This is a genomic window from Streptomyces sp. NPDC051452 (genome assembly GCF_044454765.1).
Lineage (GTDB): Bacteria > Actinomycetota > Actinomycetes > Streptomycetales > Streptomycetaceae > Streptomyces.
Map to the genome: position 1 here is coordinate 892,118 of NZ_JBITEB010000001.1, position 16,767 is coordinate 908,884.

At 69.2% G+C, this 16,767-nt stretch carries 16 protein-coding genes and 1 tRNA gene; 10 read left to right on the forward strand and 7 right to left on the reverse strand.

The annotated features are described in order from the left end of the window. Positions 1-5: 5 nt before the first annotated feature. Together ACIBA9_RS03600 and ACIBA9_RS03605 are read right to left on the reverse strand one after the other, a co-directional pair. Entirely contained in the window at positions 6-926 is a 921-nt protein-coding gene (locus ACIBA9_RS03600) for a DUF6891 domain-containing protein (protein WP_399359668.1), read from the reverse strand. Positions 927-1,089: 163 nt separating this feature from the next. Further along, a complete protein-coding gene (locus tag ACIBA9_RS03605; protein ID WP_399359669.1) occupies positions 1,090-1,953 on the reverse strand; it encodes a GAF and ANTAR domain-containing protein in 864 nt (287 codons plus the stop codon). Between the two features lie 219 nt (positions 1,954-2,172). On the opposite strand from ACIBA9_RS03605, the gene ACIBA9_RS03610 reads away from it, so the two are divergent. Next, positions 2,173-2,343: a hypothetical protein gene (locus tag ACIBA9_RS03610; protein ID WP_037661814.1), complete on the forward strand. Its 171-nt coding sequence runs from the start codon at positions 2,173-2,175 to the stop codon at positions 2,341-2,343. Positions 2,344-2,580: 237 nt separating this feature from the next. On the opposite strand, the gene ACIBA9_RS03615 is transcribed toward ACIBA9_RS03610, so the two are convergent. Continuing rightward, positions 2,581-2,790: a hypothetical protein gene (locus ACIBA9_RS03615; protein WP_399359670.1), complete on the reverse strand. Its 210-nt coding sequence runs from the start codon at positions 2,788-2,790 to the stop codon at positions 2,581-2,583. A 637-nt stretch (positions 2,791-3,427) separates the two neighbouring features. Between ACIBA9_RS03615 and ACIBA9_RS03620 the strand changes: the two genes are divergently transcribed. The 3 genes from ACIBA9_RS03620 to ACIBA9_RS03630 all read left to right on the forward strand — a co-directional run bounded on the left by ACIBA9_RS03620 (position 3,428) and on the right by ACIBA9_RS03630 (position 4,402). Beyond that, the gene (locus tag ACIBA9_RS03620) at positions 3,428-3,628 is read left to right on the forward strand and encodes a cold-shock protein (protein WP_362162593.1); all 201 of its coding nucleotides are present in this window, start codon (positions 3,428-3,430) and stop codon (positions 3,626-3,628) included. A 48-nt stretch (positions 3,629-3,676) separates the two neighbouring features. Beyond that, positions 3,677-3,753, forward strand: a tRNA-Met gene (locus ACIBA9_RS03625). 247 nt (positions 3,754-4,000) lie between these two features. Continuing rightward, positions 4,001-4,402 carry a PPOX class F420-dependent oxidoreductase gene (locus ACIBA9_RS03630; RefSeq protein ID WP_399359671.1) on the forward strand — a complete coding sequence of 134 codons (402 nt, stop codon included), beginning with the start codon at positions 4,001-4,003 and terminating at the stop codon, positions 4,400-4,402. 17 nt (positions 4,403-4,419) lie between these two features. Here ACIBA9_RS03630 and ACIBA9_RS03635 read toward each other — a convergent pair whose 3' ends face one another. Together ACIBA9_RS03635 and ACIBA9_RS03640 are read right to left on the reverse strand one after the other, a co-directional pair. Further along, positions 4,420-5,064, reverse strand: coding sequence for a TetR family transcriptional regulator (locus tag ACIBA9_RS03635; protein ID WP_399359672.1), 645 nt, complete (start codon positions 5,062-5,064; stop codon positions 4,420-4,422). Between the two features lie 115 nt (positions 5,065-5,179). After that, a complete protein-coding gene (locus tag ACIBA9_RS03640; RefSeq protein WP_399359673.1) occupies positions 5,180-6,034 on the reverse strand; it encodes an alpha/beta fold hydrolase in 855 nt (284 codons plus the stop codon). A 99-nt stretch (positions 6,035-6,133) separates the two neighbouring features. Between ACIBA9_RS03640 and ACIBA9_RS03645 the strand changes: the two genes are divergently transcribed. After that, positions 6,134-6,544, forward strand: a complete 411-nt coding sequence (locus ACIBA9_RS03645) for a winged helix-turn-helix transcriptional regulator (protein WP_399359674.1) — start codon at positions 6,134-6,136, stop codon at positions 6,542-6,544. Positions 6,545-6,715: 171 nt separating this feature from the next. On the opposite strand, the gene ACIBA9_RS03650 is transcribed toward ACIBA9_RS03645, so the two are convergent. Next, the gene (locus tag ACIBA9_RS03650) at positions 6,716-7,936 is read right to left on the reverse strand and encodes a metallophosphoesterase (protein WP_399359675.1); all 1,221 of its coding nucleotides are present in this window, start codon (positions 7,934-7,936) and stop codon (positions 6,716-6,718) included. A gap of 495 nt (positions 7,937-8,431) precedes the next feature. Between ACIBA9_RS03650 and ACIBA9_RS03655 the strand changes: the two genes are divergently transcribed. After that, positions 8,432-9,982: an MFS transporter gene (locus ACIBA9_RS03655; RefSeq protein WP_399359676.1), complete on the forward strand. Its 1,551-nt coding sequence runs from the start codon at positions 8,432-8,434 to the stop codon at positions 9,980-9,982. Between the two features lie 237 nt (positions 9,983-10,219). Here ACIBA9_RS03655 and ACIBA9_RS03660 read toward each other — a convergent pair whose 3' ends face one another. Then, positions 10,220-10,678 carry an ATP-binding protein gene (locus tag ACIBA9_RS03660; protein WP_399359677.1) on the reverse strand — a complete coding sequence of 153 codons (459 nt, stop codon included), beginning with the start codon at positions 10,676-10,678 and terminating at the stop codon, positions 10,220-10,222. 260 nt (positions 10,679-10,938) lie between these two features. Between ACIBA9_RS03660 and ACIBA9_RS03665 the strand changes: the two genes are divergently transcribed. The 4 genes from ACIBA9_RS03665 (at position 10,939) to ACIBA9_RS03680 (ending at position 16,570) form a co-directional block, all read left to right on the forward strand. Beyond that, positions 10,939-12,015 carry an IS110 family transposase gene (locus tag ACIBA9_RS03665; RefSeq protein WP_399359678.1) on the forward strand — a complete coding sequence of 359 codons (1,077 nt, stop codon included), beginning with the start codon at positions 10,939-10,941 and terminating at the stop codon, positions 12,013-12,015. Positions 12,016-12,605: 590 nt separating this feature from the next. Then, positions 12,606-12,968 carry a hypothetical protein gene (locus ACIBA9_RS03670; RefSeq protein ID WP_399359679.1) on the forward strand — a complete coding sequence of 121 codons (363 nt, stop codon included), beginning with the start codon at positions 12,606-12,608 and terminating at the stop codon, positions 12,966-12,968. A gap of 316 nt (positions 12,969-13,284) precedes the next feature. Continuing rightward, positions 13,285-14,919, forward strand: coding sequence for a M4 family metallopeptidase (locus ACIBA9_RS03675; protein ID WP_399359680.1), 1,635 nt, complete (start codon positions 13,285-13,287; stop codon positions 14,917-14,919). A 448-nt stretch (positions 14,920-15,367) separates the two neighbouring features. Next, complete coding sequence (locus ACIBA9_RS03680; RefSeq protein WP_399359681.1) at positions 15,368-16,570, forward strand: ROK family transcriptional regulator; 1,203 nt, start codon at positions 15,368-15,370, stop codon at positions 16,568-16,570. Positions 16,571-16,767 lie beyond the last annotated feature (197 nt).

The following is a 16,767-nucleotide window of genomic DNA, read 5'->3' on the forward strand; positions in this document are numbered from 1 at the left end:
CGTATCTAGCCGATCAAACGGCGGCGCCAGTCGAGAGGGGTGACGGTGATGGCCCTGGTCGGGTCGTGGTCCCACTCGGTGTGGAGACCGGCCGATTCGAGGGCGGCCACGATCTCGTGGCCGATGGCAGTAGTCGTCTCGGGTGAGCCGTCGAAGCCGCCGTAGAGGAGCGTCAACCCCTGGCCGGCCGCGGCGGAGTCGGTGCACTGGGTGTGGAAGTAGACGAAGCCGCGGGCGCCGGGATCACTCTCGGCGCCGATCTCGGCCTGGCCGCAGTTACGACAACAGGTGAAGTTCTCGCGGGCGGTGATGCCGGAACCCCGCAGCGCCTCGAACGCGCGCGTGAGCCGCTCGGGATCCGTCTCACCCTGCCATTCGGCCTGTTCCGCGACGCGCTCCAGCCACATCCGGTCCGCGAGCGCGATCGCCTGCTCGCGCGAGACGGGGCGACTGTCCTTGGTGACGAGGCACTCCTCGGCCACTTCGGCCAGTTCGGCGCGGGTGGCGTAGCCACCGACCAGCACCTCACGGACGCGACGCTCCAACTCCTTCCGGTTCTCTTCGTCGAGGTCCAGGGGCGGCACGTCCACGACGGGCCCCATGTCCACCTGCGACCACGCCAACCCGGCGTCCCAGCCCGACTCCTGACGGGCCCAGCCGGTCAGCGCGGCGATGACGGCCTCGGGGGTGTCGAGCAGCACCTGGAAGTGCCGGTCGGCGGTGCCGTCGCGGTGTTCCAGGGTGTAGTCACCACCGGTCTCGTGCCAGACCTGGGCGAACGAGTCCGGGAGATCCGGTATGCGTTGGAGCACCAGGAACCGGTCACCGTCACGTCCGATCTGCCGGACCAGCTCGGCCAACTCCTCGGCGGCCACACGGACCCGCCGCGGCTCCCGGTTCTCCGTCTTCACCACGATCTCGAGCATGCGAAAACAGTGACACACCCCACTGACAACGGACCTCGGGGCAGACGTCGGCCGTCGGACGGGGGGAGAGAGACGACGCACGACGCACGACGGGCGACGCACGACGGACCTTCGCGGCCGGGACGCCGACCGGGAAGCGAGCCGTTCGGCCGGGAGGGGACCGTCAGTGGGCCTGGCGCGCCGTGCTGTGCAGGTGTTCCAGGGCGTCGAGGACGACGGTGTGCCGGTGCCACGACAGCCAACGGCCGACGGTGGTGGCGGCGCTGTGCAGGGCGTCACGTTGGACGGGAGTGAAGTCGTCGCTGAGGGGGCGGGAATGGTGCGTGGAGATCACCCCGAGGAGGGCGCCCCGGTCGTCGACCACGGGAACGCTGTGGCAGGCACGGCTGCCCGCGCGCAGGATGACCCGCCGGGATTCGGGGTCGAAGACGGCGGCGGTGGCGACATCGCGCACGGTGATCTGTTGCCGGTCCTTGGCGGCTTGCGCGCACGCGGTGGTGGAGTCGTCGACGAAGGCGAAGAAGTCGGTGAACTGGCGGTCGAGCCCAGTGTGCTTCTCCAACCGCAACAGACCGCGCTCCACGAGCTGCGCGTTGCCCATGGTGGTCTCGGCGATGCTCAGCACACGCTTGAGACCGGCGCCCAGGACCGAACCCTGGGTGGCGGTGAATCCACTCTGGTCGGGTGGGCGGATCTCGGTGAGCGGGGGAGGGCTGGTACGGGCACGCCGGGGGAACCAGGCGGTGGCATGGCGGTCGGGGCCCGGGACACGGATGACCGCGTCGGCAAGGGTGTGCAGCTTGATGTTGTGCTGTTGCGAGCTGCGCCGTAGCAGCTCGAACCCCGTGTCCAGGGAGGTCAGCCGGTAGCGCTCTTTGAGGATGCCCTGAGCGGCGGAGACGGGGGAGTGGGCGTGCAGCCGGTTGCGCAGGGCCAGGTTGTCGTTCCGCAGGTGGCGTACGCCGCCCGGATCGGCGGCCGTCTCCCGGGGGGAAGGTGTATGGCTCCCGGATTCTTCCCGGCTCATTGCGACCGCCTCTTTCGCCAGGTAGCAGAGTTCGTCCCCCGTGGAGGACGCACGTGACGTGTGACGTGCCTACTTCCCAAGCACCGGCCCGAGCCTACCCCCAGCCCAGGACGGCACGTCGAACATGCACGCGTGCCCCTGATCATGTGAAAGAAACGCGTATTTTATGTGCTTGTAGAGCTGGAGTAAGGGCATTCGAGGGTCAGGAGGTTGATAACGATGGTTCCCCTGCTTCTGGTACTTCTTCTGGCCCTGATCCTCTTCGGTGCGGGCTTCGCACTGAAGGCACTGTGGTGGATCGCGGTGATCGTGCTCATCGTGTGGCTGCTGGGCTTCGTCGTCCGGTCCGCCGACAGCGGTGGCCGAAAGGGCCGCTGGTACCGCTGGTAAGTACACGCGACCGGCGGTACATGGGACATGGCTTGCGTCCTGGTGCTCATGCCACGGCACATGCGATGACACACGCGTGACACATGTCACCTGCGGTGGCTTCGAGCAGGGCCCGGCCAAGACGGCCGGGCCCTGCTCGTGTGATGAGCTCCACGAGCGGAACCCGCACCCCCCGTACCCTCGGGAGCCGGCTCCCCTCGGGGCCCGCCTGCCTGCCAGGCCCGGCTCACCTAGGGATCAGCCGGCGAAGGTGATGACGAGCGCGGTGAGGTCGAGGGCATACGCGGCCAGGGTCAGGGCCGCCCGCGCGAGACGCATACCCCTCTGCCGCTGCCGGGGACTTGCGGTGAGGCAGTAGCAGCTCTCTTGAGCACGCCAGTAGGGAGAGTCCAGCCAGTACGAGCCCAGGAGACGGACGGTTCCGGAGAGGCGGGGTTCGTCATGCACGTGCGGGCCAACGTCCGGCGGGCGGGCCGGGTTGCGGCGATGACCTCGGTCGGCACCGGACCGTGATCTCGCATAGCCGCCCGGCATCTGCCGCCGCGCCGCCCGAGAGCGCACGGTCAGCGGGAGCCGTAGCGGCCCCGGATGGCGGTGGTGGCGAAGAATCCGGTCGCGGCGGCGGTGATGAGCGCGCAAAGGGCGAAAAAGAGCGAGTTTCGGTACATCGAACGGCCTTTCTCGAGTCATCAGGGATGCCTGGACAACGGCGACACCCGCGGTTTCGGCTCGCCCCCGACGCAGGTGCAACCCACATGGACGCGGCCGCTCGTGGCAGTACGCCATTCGGGTGACGGCCAGGGGAGGGCGGAGTGGGGTCGAGGGGTGCGGGCCCGCGCCCGGCGATCCGCCTGGACCCCCTGGGGTTCGGCCGGGGCCCGCTGGGGTTCGTCCGGGGCTCGCTGAGGCTCAGCCCGGACCGGCTCCGGCTCCGGCGCATATGAGGCTATCCGTGGGCTTGGGGGGCGTTTTCGGTTGGAGTGGATGCCGCATCCGGGTAGAGGTCGAGGGACGGCGTCACCAGAGTCAAGGTGACGCCGAATCAGGCTTGCCGGTTACGACCGGCGCGAGAAGGAGACGTTGGATGGCCAACGGTGTCGTGAAGTGGTTCAACGCGGAGAAGGGCTTTGGTTTCATCGCCCAGGACGGCGGACCCGACGTGTTCGCCCATTACAGCAACATCACCGGTAACGGATACCGCGAACTCCTCGAGGGCGAGACGGTCACCTTCGACGTCGCACAGGGGCAGAAGGGGCCGCAGGCCGAGAACATCATCCGCCGCTGAGACCGATTGTGGCCGCGCCGGTCCTGTCGTGTAGTGTGACGGTACCGACGCGGGGTGGAGCAGCTCGGTAGCTCGCTGGGCTCATAACCCAGAGGTCGCAGGTTCAAATCCTGTCCCCGCTACCAGACGAGGGGCCCGGCAATCGCCGGGCCCTTCGGCGTTTCCTCGGCCGGCACTGACGTCGGCACACGACGAGACGCGTTCGGCGACAGGGGTGACGTAGCCCACCGAGTCGTGGTCCGGTGTTCGGCGGGTGACGCCTGACGACCCGGTCGGTGATCCGGAACCTCAGGGGGCGGAGCGAGAACCGGCTCACCGGGCTGGCTACCGTTGCCCCTCGTCAGCTCACCGCACCCACCTGGAGGAGCCCCCGTGTCCGTCCCCCTCGGCGAGGACGTGCTGGCGCTGCTGCGCCGCCCCAGCACCTGTTACATCGCGACCACGATGCCCGACGGTTCGCCCCAGCTCACCCAGACGTGGGTCGACGCCGACGGCGAGCACGTCCTGATCAACAGCGTGGAGTCACACCAGAAGACCCGGAACATCGCGCGCGACCCCCGGGTGGCCGTCGCGATCGCCGACCCCGCGGACCCCTTCTCCTACGTTCAGATCCGGGGCCGAGTGGTGCGTGTGACCACCGAAGGAGCGGTCGACCACATCGAGGCACTCGCGCAGAGGTACCTCGGTGGGCCCTACCCGTGGTTCGGCGGCCGCGACCAGGTCCGAGTGATCTACGTGATCCAGCCCGAACGGATCAGCAGCCCCCGTGGCTGACGGCTGCCCCGCCGGCCTCATCGGGCAGAACGAGGGGGCGCAGGGGTACGAGGTGACAGGGGGCGTCCCAGGGGCATGCCCATGGCCAACCGCAGTTGCGGTGTGAAGAGGCGGACCACATCTTCCCGGCTCATCGAGCCGAGAGGCTCGAGCCGCAGCAGATAGCGCGTGGTGATCAGCCCCGCCATCACACAGGAGAAGGCCACAGCGCGTCTGTGTGCGTGCGCCCCGCCGACGAGTTCGGAGATCTGTTCCACGATCTCGCCCTCCAGTGCCTCCTTGACCAGAGCTGCCACGGCATCGTCCCCGATAGCGTCCTTGAACATGGCGATGAGGGCGGCACTGGACCGCGGGGCTTCCCACGCCTCGGTGAGCTGCCACAGGGCCCGTTCGGGGAAGGAGTCCATGTCGCCTTCCGCAAGCAGCCGGGACAGCAGTTCGGCGGGGTTGGCGGACAGGGCGAGCGCGGCCCCGAACAGGCCCTTCTTCGAGCCGAAGTAGTAGCTGAGCAGGGCGAGGTCGACGTCGGCCTCGGCGGCGATCGACCGCATGGTCACCGAACGGTAGCCGTCCCGCAGAAACCGCTGCCGGGCGACGGCCAGGATCTTGCGCCGTGTGTCGGGCCGTCCCGGCCTGCGCCCGCGCTTCGGTACTTCGCTCATCACACTCGAAATGCTAGTTCCGGCCCCCTCTGGGCTCCGGCCGTCTCCGGCACCCCTGCCGGCCCACGCGGGGCGAACGCCCAACCGTCGACCGTGATCCTTCCGCTCCCGCCGGTCACTTCGGCAGATCGGCGGAGAGGAAGGGAGCAAGGAGCGCGAACAACGCGTCGGGGCGGTCGAGGGGGATGATGTGGCCGCAGTCCTGGAGATGATGTCCGACCAGGTCGTCGGCGACTGCCCGGAGTTGGTGTTCGAGCCCGGTGCCGACGGGGTGGGAGCCGACGGCCATGGTGGGCATCGTCAGCCGAGCCGTCGCGACGGCATCCTGTATCTGCTGTGCGCTGGTGGGCAGGGCCCGGTAGTAGGAGAACGCGCAGCGCAGGGCCTCGCTCCCGGTGAACGCCTGGACGAAGGCCGCACGGATGTCGTCGGGCACTCCTCGCCCGAGCGTCCCCGAGTCGAGGAACCAGTCGATGTACGCGGCCTCGTTGCCGGTCAGGACGGTCTCGGCGAGGCCGGGTACGGCGTGGAAGCCGAACCACCACGGCGCCCCGCCCACGACGACGTGCTCTGCTCCGGGAAGACGGCCGAGTACTGCCTCCATCACGACCAGGCGCCGGACGAGACCGGGGCGGCGCAGCGCGAGCAGGACGGCGGGGGCGGTGCCCGCGTCGATGCCGACCACTGCTGCCGAGGGCTCGCCGAGCGCGTCGAGCAGGCCTTCGGCGTCGGTCGCGAGGGTGCCCGCGTCGTACCCCTCCGCGGCTCGTGTACTGGCACCGAAGCCCCGCAGGTCCGGGGCGATGACCCGGTACTGCCCGGCCAGTCGGCCCATGACGCCGCTCCAGAGTTGCCAGGTGTGCGGGAAGCCGTGCAGCAGGAGAACCGCAGGTCCGTCCCCGGCGATGGCGACGTTGAGTTGTACCCCGTTCGTCGCGATGCGGCGCAGTTGGTGTGCGGTGGTGGGCATGATGGTCCTCCGGCTGGTTACCATTGGTGACCACCAAACGATAGGTAAGTGACCGACCGCCGCCTAGACGGCACTTTCAGGGAAGGTGGTGAGCCACAGGTGACCACCCGAGGAGCCCGGGCCGGCGGTCGCGGGGTGCGCGGCGATCTGTTCGACCCCCGGTGCCCGACGCGGCAGTTGCTGGATCGCATCGGTACGAAGTGGACGTCCATGGCCGTCAAGACGCTCGCCGATGCCGCACCGGACGAGGTGCGCTTCGCGGAGCTGAGACGCCGGATGCCCGGCGTCTCGCAGAAGATGCTGTCCGTGACGCTGCGCAGCCTGACCCGTGACGGGCTGGTGGCGCGCCGGGTGGAACCGACCGTGCCGCCGCGGGTCTTCTACCGGCTCACCGGACTCGGGCTGTCTCTGGAGGCCGCGCTCGCGGGACTGCGGACCTGGGCGGAGGAGCACATGACCGAGATCGACCGCGCCAACGAGGCCGCCGACCAGGCGGCCGACGAGGGATAGGCGGGGCGGTTCCGCGCTCGGTATCGGTGGCTCGGTACTCGACTTAGCCGGAGCCGTCGGCCCGGGAACGGTCCGGGATCCTGTCCTCGGCGAGACGAGGCCGGTCGTCCGCCGACGCCGTACCCCACGCTTCATGGACAGCTCCAAGCGGACGTGTTGGCCCGCCCAGTGCTACGGCGAGGTGGGCGGGTGCGGTGAGCGGAGCACGAGCAGGGTGATCTCGCTGGGGGCGAAGACGCGGAACGGCGGCCCCCAGAAGCCGGTGCCGCGGCTGGTGTAGAGGAGGGTGCGGGTGCCGTGGCGGCTGAGGCCGGCGAGGGCGGGCTGGTCGAGGCGGACCAGGTGGTGGAAGGGCCAGATCTGGCCGCCGTGGGTGTGGCCGGAGAGTTGGAGGTCGATGCCGTCGGCTGCCGCCCGGTCGACGAACTTGGGCTGGTGTGCCAGGAGCAGGACGGGCAGGTCGGGGTCGGCGCCGTGCAAGGCTCCGGCGAGGTGCGCGCGGTGGCCTGCCAGGCCGGAGGACTCGGCGGTGACGTCGTCCACGCCGGCGACCACGAGGGTGTCGCCTCCGCGTTCGAGCAGCAGATGGCGGTTGCGCAGCGGCTCCCAGCCCAGCTCGTCCATCAGGTCGACCCAGCCCTGGGCCTCGCTGTAGTACTCGTGGTTGCCGGTGACGTACACGCGGGCCCGGGTGGCCCGCACGGTACCGAGCGGGAGGGCCTGGGCGCGGCGGTGTTCGGCCGTGCCGTCCGCGATGTCGCCGGTGTGGCAGACCAGGTCGGCTTCCAGGGTGTTCACCGTCTCGCATACCCGCGCCGACCAGCGAGCGCGATCGAGTGGGCCGTAATGGGTGTCCGTGATCAGGACGACACGGAGACCGTCCAACCCGGCGCCCAACCGCGGCAGTTGCACGTCGAGTCGGCGCACGCGCGGTACGCGGCGGACCTCGGCATACCCCCAGGCGAGCAGTACGGCGGTTACGCCGAGGACGGCCCAAGTGACGATTCGGGCCCGGTCCTGACTCTCGCCGACGCCGGCCACGGTCAGGGCGAGCCGCAACAGGACGCCGATCAGAACGGACCAGCTGAACAGGACCCAACTGGCGCCCAGCATGGTGTCGCCGACGATAGCCGCCCGGTCCTGCCCGCGCCGGCCGTGGCCTCGCGCCATCGCGAGCGGCATACCGATGAGGCCCAGGGTGAACAGGGCCGTGCCGGCCAGCGTGACGGGCAGCGGCCAGTGCTGGCCGCTGTACAGGAGCACCCAGCAGGGCACGGCCCACAGCAGGACGGGCGCGATCAGGGGGATGTAGCGCATCAGGCGGTGCAGTCGGCTCTCCCGCGGTGTTCGCGTCTCACCCTCGGTGGGCCGGGTGTCGCTGGTGTCGGTCACGCTTCCCCTTCCTGGCCGGGCTGCCGTCTCGCGCACTGTATCCGGTCGCCCTCGGGCCGGCCGGACCGGCGTTCATGGGCGCGGCCCCGAGGGGAGGGGTTCTCCGCGGGACGGCTGCTCCACCTCGGGTCCAGCGCGTCGAACCTCGGCTTGGCATGGCGTCGATGACATCCCGCACGTAGTCCTCGCCGCGACCGTCACCTACGAGGAGCCCCGACATGGAGCCCCGACATCGCCGGGATGTTAATTCATCAGACGAGCCCTCCTACGCCTGTGCGAGGGAAGTGGAGGCCTCCGAGGCCGGGCCGGTAAAACACCTGAACTCGCGCGTGCACCTCGCTTTATCACCGCCTGACTCGGACGGCGTCCCTGCGCAACGAGTGGTGGAATCCCGGCCCGCTTATTTCATCAGCGTGGCGTGGACGACTCCACTCCGGCCACTGTGGCGCCGATCGCCCGAGCTGCCGGGTTCGGGCCGGTGAAAGAAGGAACAGCATGTCCTTGTCCGCAGCCGCCGCATCGCGACCGGCGGCGCGTCACAGCCTGGTGCTCGTCGTCACCTGCCTCGCTCTGGGCAGCGTGGTCGCGGCCATGGCCTCCCTCAACGTGGCCCTTCCGGACCTCGCCAGAGACACCCATGCCACGCAGACGAACCTGTCGTGGATAGTCGACGCCTACAGTCTCGTCTTCGCCGCGCTGCTGCTGCCGGCAGGCGCCATCGGTGACCGGTTCGGCCGCCGCAGGGCGCTGAGCGCCGGGCTCGCCGTCTTCGGCGCCGGATCGGCGGCGGCCGTCTTCACCACGGACCCGTCCACGCTGATCGTCCTGCGCGGAGTTCTCGGTGTGGGTGCCGCGCTGGTGATGCCGGCCACGTTGTCCACGATCACCAGCACCTTCCCCCGCGCCCAGCGGGCCCGCGCGGTCAGTGTGTGGGCCGCCGTGGCCGGCGGCAGCGCCCTGCTTGGTGTCTTCGCCACCGGAGCCCTGCTGGAGCAGTGGTCCTGGCGCTCGGTGTTCTGGCTCAACGTGGCGCTGGCCGTCGTTGCGCTCGCGGGAACCCTGCGCTACGTCCCCGAGTCGGCCGAAGCACATCAGCCACGGCTGGACGTGACAGGCGCGCTCCTGGCCGTCACCGGACTGGTCGCCCTGGTGTACTCGGTGATCGAAGCGCCCACCCGCGGCTGGGCCGCCCCGGCCACCCTCGGCGGCATAGGCCTCGGTCTGGTCGTGCTCGCCGGATTCGTGCTCCACGAGCTGCGCCGCGAGCACCCACTACTGGATCCACGCCTGTTCCGCGAGCCTCACTTCGCCGCGGGCTCGCTGTCGATCATGCTGCAGTTCTTCGTCTTCTTCGGCTTCATCTTCGTGATGATGCAGTACCTGCAGCTGGTACGCGGCGACAGCGCCCTGATGGCCGCTACGTCCATGATTCCCATGGCACTTGCCATGGTGCCCTGCTCCCGGCTCACGCCTCACCTGGTGGCTCGCTTCGGCTTTCGCGGACCCTGGACCATCGGACTGGTGGCGGTCGCCGGGGCGATGGGCGTCCTGTCCCGAGTCGAGGCGGACAGCCCGTACTGGCTGATCGCCGCCGGACTCGTCCCTCTCGGAGCGGGCATGGGCCTGGCGATGACTCCCGCTACCACGGCGATCATGGATGCGCTGCCGCGCTCCCTTCAGAGTGTCGGATCGGCGATGAACGACCTGTCCCGCGAACTCGGCGGCGCCCTGGGCATCGCCGTCCTCGGCAGCATGCTCAGCGCCTCCTACCGCAGCCACCTCCACCTCGTCCACGCACCGCGACCCGTCGTCGAGACGGCCCGCTCCTCCCTGGCCGCCGCCCACGCCATCGGCGGCCCGGTCGCCCGGCAGGCCCGAAGTGCCTTCGTCGACGGCATGCACACCGCCCTCCTCGGCGGCGCGGCTGCCGCGGCCCTGGCCGCCGTCGCCGTCGCCCTGCTCATCCGCGCGGACCGCGGCCACCCTCAGCCGACAGACCAGGCGACCACCACCGCCCAAGAGCCCGTATCGCACCTGCACACCTGACGGGCCATCAAACCCGTAAGGCGGTCAAACCCGGGAGGCGGCGCGCCCCGGCCGGCGCCGGCTTCCCCTTCCCCCGGTCGGTGCCGCCACGGCGGCTGCGGCTCTCCGCCGCATCTTGGGGGAAGTGCGTGGGCCTACGGGGGGCCTGGCTGGAGGCAAGTGGGCCGATGGCCCGCGTCGGCGCGGTCCCTGTCTCGCCGACGGAGTCGCCGAGGACTCGGAACTCGACTCCGAGGCTCAGGTGGGGTCGCCTGACGGTTCGTCACCCGACTTGGCGTCACCACTTATCGCCTCCTCGGGCGGGCGGAAGCAGGCGATGACCGTCTTGCCTCGGGGACACGGGCGCGCCTCCCACTCGTCCGCCAGGGCGGAGACGAGGAGCATCCCACGGCCGCCGAGACGATCCGCGCTGGGCGTTCGAGGCGTCGGAAGTTCGCTGGAGGAGTCGTGGACGGCGATGTGCAGACATCGGTTGTCCCACATCAGGATCAGCTGCGCGTTGCTGTGCGCGTGAGTATGAGCATTGGTGACCAACTCCGAGACGGTCAGCAGGACGGCATCCACCGTCTCGGGAGTACTGGTGGTCCAACCCAGGAGCTCCAGGTGCTCGCGCGCCCAGTCACGCGCCGATTTCACTTCACTGTTCAATGGCAGCGAGCGTGCCCAGCCCACTGCTCGGAGCGACGATCCGTCCACTTCGAGACCTTTCCCGAGCTGCTCTGACAGTGATGATGTTCGTGGTGACGCCGCGGCGGGTCTGACTCGTGCTCTGACTGACGCTCCGGCTGTCCTGTTTGGGATTTGTCGGCCTTGCCCGGCGTCACCATGCACGCGGCCGGACGGGCGCTTGTGACTTCATAGGAGCTTGGTCCAGAAGCCCCGTCACTGTCTTGTCCACCCGCCCGACCGGCGCGTGCCGCCCTCGGAACGGACTCGCTAGGACGGACATCACCAGCATGACGCATGACGGCCCGGAGATCACCGGCGGAGTCGACACCCACGGCCTGACCCACCACGCCTCTGTGGTCGACCAGGTCGGCCGCCACCTGGCCGATCGTGAGTTCCCCGCGACCATCCGCGGCTACCGGGACCTGCTGGAGTGGATGCGCTCGCACGGCACGCTCGTCGCGGTGGGGGTGGAGGGCACCGGCGCCTACGGAGCCGAACTCGCCCGGGTGCTGACCGCCGCCGGGGTCACCGTCGTCGACGTGGACCGCCCGGACCGCAAGACCCGGCGGATGAAGGGCAAGTCCGACCCGATCGACGCCTACGCGGCCGCGACGGCCGTGCTCTCCGGTCGGGCCACCGGCATCCCGAAGAGCAGGGACGGCGTGGTCGAATCGGTCCGCGTCCTGCGAACCGCCCGCCGCAGCGCGGTCAAGGCCCGTACCCAGGCGATGAACCAGATACGCGGCCTGCTGGTGTCCGCGCCGGCGATGCTGCGCGAGCAGTTCTCCGCCCTGGACCGGGCCGCACTGATACGGACTCTGGCCCGGCTCAGGCCCGGTGATGATCTGTCCCGCCCGCTGGCGGCCACGCGGGCGGCCCTGCGCCGCCTGGCCCGACGCCACCAGGCGATGGACACCGAGATCGCCGAGCTGGACGCGGAGATCGCACCCCTGATCAAGCAGGCCGCCCCCGCGTTGCTGGAACTGTTCGGCGTTGGCCCCGAGACCGCGGGCCAGCTGCTGGCCTCGGCCGGTGACAACCCCGAGCGGATGCGCTCGGAGGCGGCGTTTGCGAACCTCGCGGGGGTCGCCCCGATCCCTGCATCGTCCGGCCGCACGCACCGCCACCGCCTCAACCGTGGCGGCGACCGGGCCGCGAACAACGCCCTGCACACCATCGTGCTCGTGCGCATGCGCTTCGACGAACGCACCCGCACCTACGTCGAACGGCGCACCAAGCAAGGGATGTCGAAGAAGGACATCATGCGCTGCCTCAAGCGGTTCGTCGCCCGCGAGATCTACCGCGCACTGACCAGCACACCAACCGAACAAACCCCTCAAACCAGCCTTGCTCCTGCGGCTTGACAGCTATAGGAGCATCCCTGAGCAGGTACCCCGTAGCCGGGCCGACAGTGGTCCTTCGTCCATCCCGGCGCACCGCGATCGCGCCGGCTGAGCCGTTCCAGCGACGCTCTGCACCCCGTTACGGCACCCCGGCGACGGGTGGCGTACATGCCTCCCAGAGCGTTGGTGAGTACGGATACTCAGGACCCTGGCCCCGTGCGGCTCTAGCGTGAGGCCGACCGGTGAATGCAGAGGTGTAGGAGGGGTTCATGGAGACAGACGGGTTCGGGTCGGCGATCGGACGGGCCAGACAGATCGGATCCGGGCGGCGCTGTAAGGGAGGCGTGACGGTGGCTACGGCCGTCCTCGCAGCCGTGGCACTCAGCGCCTGCGGCGCGCAGCGCGCGACGACGGGCGCGGTCGGCGAGACAACGACCGACGCGAGTACGCCCGTTGCGGTCACACCCCGTGCAAGCACGCCCGGCGCGACCACGGCGGCGGCGCCCACGACCCCCCCGAGCGCGTCCGCAGGTTCCCCGTATGTCGAGCCGGGAGCCGGTGAAGGGGCCCCGCATTACCGTGAGAACAACGGCTTCCGGATCTCGGGCGGGATGTCCACCGCGAGCGCCAAGGACGCACGGCGGGAGGCCGACCGCATCGAGCCGGTACTCAGGAGGCTGTGGCGGCAGGGCACATGGGATCCGAAGACGGTCCGTGCCGCGCTGCTCAAGCTCGGTTACCGGGAGGAGGGTTCGGCCTCCAGCGGCGACTCGCTCGGCGGGACACTGCGGGTCGAGGCGATGAATTCGCGCTTCGAGAACGGCCGGGAGGTCCGGCCCGAGGGAGCGCTGGTGGGCTTGCGCGTCCACGACGACGCCTGCGTCACCGCGTTCGTGCAGAAGACCAACTATCAGGTGTCGACCAACGGCCCTTATCCGGAGACGGGTTGCTTCGAGCCGCCGGCCGGTCATTGACGGTCGATCGCGCTTTTCCCGCAGCCTCTTCTACGACCGGCACCGAAACCCTTGAGGGGCCTGGGGTCGCAGGCAACTTCCCCTGTGCGCACCGCCGTTCACGTTTCATCCACTGCCGGTGGCGGATAGTGAAGTTTCCGCGAACATCACTTTCGGGCACTGACATGCGCACGACATAGATGTAACTCTGTCTTCACCCGTCGTACGAGCACCACAAGCACCACACGTACGACGAGCGCAACGCACCACAACCTCCACAACCGTTCTGGTCGGCCCCACACCGACCGGACGTCTTCCCCCCACTGAAGGAGCTTGTGTGACCCCCCGCTTTACGCGTCACCAGCACACCATTTCGGCGATCACCACTGCCATCGCCGCCGGTGCCCTCCTGGGCACCGCGCTCACCGCAACGGCCACGGCGCAGTCGGCCGCCGCGAAACCCCTCGCGGCCGCCCCGACCACGCTGTCCGCCGCTGCCCGTACCGCCCTGGTCGACAAGGCGCGGGCCGGTGCCGCCGAGACGGCACGGCACATAGGCCTCGGTGCCAAGGAGAAGCTGGTCGTCAAGGACGTCGTCAAGGACGCCGACGGCACCGTGCACACCCGCTACGAGCGCACCTATGCCGGGCTGCCGGTGCTCGGCGGCGACCTGGTCGTCCACACCGCGAAGTCCGGGAAGACCGAGGGCGTCACCAAGGCGGCCAAGTCCGCGATCAAGGTGGCCTCCCTCAAGCCGCAGATCAGCGCCGCCAAGGCCGAGAAGCAGGCGGTGTCCGCCGCCAGAACCCTCGGCTCGGCGAAGTCCACCGCCGACGGCGCCCGCAAGGTGATCTGGGCCGGCTCCGGCAAGCCCGTCCTCGCCTACGAGACGGTCGTCGGCGGCCTCCAGGACGACGGCACCCCCAACCAGCTGCACGTCGTCACCGACGCCGCCACCGGCAAGAAGCTCTTCGAGTACCAGGGCATCGAGACGGGAGTCGGCAAGACCAAGTACAGCGGCGAGGTGAACCTGACGACGGCTCAGTCCGGCTCGTCGTACACCCTCACCGACGCCACCCGGGGCGGTCACAAGACCTACAACCTGGCCCATGGGACCTCGGGCACCGGCACGCTGTTCTCGCAGTCCAGTGACACCTGGGGCGACGGCAGCGTCTCGAACGCGGGGACCGCGGCCGCCGACGCGGCCTACGGGGCGCAGGAGACCTGGGACTTCTACAAGAACACCTTCAATCGCAGCGGCATCAAGAACAACGGGGTGGGCGCCTACAGCCGCGTCCACTACGGCAACGCGTACGTGAACGCGTTCTGGGACGACAGCTGCTTCTGCATGACCTACGGCGACGGCTCCGGCGACTCCGACCCGCTGACCTCGCTGGACGTGGCCGGTCACGAGATGAGCCATGGCGTCACCTCCAACACCGCGGGCCTGAACTACTCGGGCGAGTCCGGTGGGCTGAACGAGGCGACCAGCGACATCTTCGGCACCGGCGTGGAGTTCTACGCCGACAACTCCACCGACGTCGGTGACTACCTCATCGGTGAGAAGATCGACATCAACGGCGACGGCAGCCCGCTGCGCTACATGGACAAGCCCAGCAAGGACGGCGGCTCGGCGGACTCCTGGTCCTCCGGTGTGGGCAACCTGGACGTCCACTACTCGTCCGGTGTCGCCAACCACTTCTTCTACCTGCTGTCCGAGGGCAGCGGCGCGAAGACGATCAACGGGGTGAACTACGACTCGCCGACCCAGGACGGCTCCACGGTCACGGGTATCGGCCGGGACAAGGCGCTGCAGATCTGGTACAAGGCGCTGACGACGTACTTCACCTCCACGACCGACTACGCGGACGCCCGCAAGGGCACTCTCTCCGCGGCCGGTGACCTCTACGGCGCCGACAGCACCGAATACAAGGCGGTGGCGGCGGCCTGGTCCGCTGTCAACGTCAAGTGACACCAGCCTGAGGTAGGGGTGGCACCGGGGCACCTCCGGCGCCGCCTCGCCTAGCTGACGAAGTCGAAGGGCCCGGCGACGTCCGGGCCCTTCCACGTTCTCGGCCCCGACGCGGGGCACCACGGCCGCCCTCCATTTCCTTCGATCTCACCGAAGCCGCCAACCCGACGGAGCCGGTTGCGGAGTTCCGTACGGGGAACCCGAAGAGACAACCGCCCCAGTAGGGGCCGTGGGTACCGTTCGGCGTCTCGGACGGAGACCGACGAATGACATTTTCGGTCATTTTCAATCACCGGTATTGATCATGTTCGTATGGCGGACGCCGGGCCACCGTAATGATCGTCGCGCCAATTGAAGCCGTCCCTCCTTCAAATCGAAGATCCACCTGCTACGGTCGGTGAGGAAAAACAGCAAACCTGCGGGGGCAGGTGTCGGCGGGGGGAGCGTCATGGCTGACATTCGCGAGTTCTTCAACGGCTTAGCCGGTTCACCGAAGCGCACCGAGAACCGCAGGAAGGTGTTGCTCGCCATCGCGATCAAGGCCGACACCCAGGTCGGCATCGCGCGCCGAACCATGCTGTCCCCGGCAACGGTGAACACCTCGGTGCGGGAACTCGAAAAGGAAGGCATCGTGAGCAGCGCCCGGACGGACGGCGGGCGCGCCGGCAAGGCCTGCCTCCTCTCCACGGATTCGGTGGGGGTGGGAGTGCATCTCGGGTTCAACCACGTCACGGTGGTCGCGCGTCGCCTCGACAAGGACTTCGACACGGTCGCGACCCGCGTGAACGCGGAAGGGGTCGGCAGAGGCTGGAACCGCGCCAGGCCCGACGTCCAGGACATGATCCGCGACGCGGTCAGGGAGACCGGCTGCTCCCTGCGCGAGGTCTTCTCACTGGGCATCGCCGTCCCCCGGATGATCGACCCCCGCACCAACGAGTTCACCGAACCCGTCCTCCACCCCTGGCGCTCCGGGGACAACCCGGCGCGGGACCTGGGAAATTCGCTGAACGTCCCCGCCTACATCGACAACGACGCCAACCTGGGCGCACTCGCGGAGCAGACCTACGGCACCCGCGAACACGCCGAGACCGTGATCTACGTGAAGGTGTCCACCGGCGTCGGAGCCGGCATCATCGTCCACAACCTCCTGCTGCGAGGGCGTCGGGGGATGGCCGGGGAGATCGGACACCTCACCGTGGATCCCGACGGTGCGATGTGCCAGTGCGGCGGGCGCGGCTGCCTGGAGACCGTGATCGGGGCAGAGGCGCTAGTGCAGCAGGTACGGGTGGCCCGCCCCAGGTCGGGCGCGGCGGACTTCGAGCACCTGGAGGACGTCATCCGGGCCGCCAAGGAGAACGACCCGGTCTGCCGGCGGGTGATCCATGACGCGGGACGGTCCCTGGGCCGCTTCCTCGCCCAGTTGTGCAACCTCTTCAACCCGGACGTCGTGGTCGTGGGCGGTCAGCTGACGGAGTGTGCCCTGCTCCTCGAAGGCTGCCGGGAGACGCTGCCTCGCTTCGCGCTCCCCGGCGCCGTGGCCGAGAGCTCCGGCTTCGCCCTGGAACTGAGCGAACTGAAGACGAAGGCCGAGGCACAGGGCGCCCTCGTCCTGGGCCTGCGCGGCCAGGAGAGCCCGCCCGCCGCCGGCTGACGGCCAAGCGCCCGGCATCGACGTCGTACACGAGGACGCCGTACGACGGTTCCCGGGCGGCTCGTGACGCCGTACGGCGCGGCACTTGAACTCGGCCACGCGTTCTCCGTGCCCGATTTCTTCGAATGAAAGAGACCGGACGTGCTTTCCCCTGACGCCGGTTCGAATGATTGCACGCCTTTCGTCGAGCTGGGAAT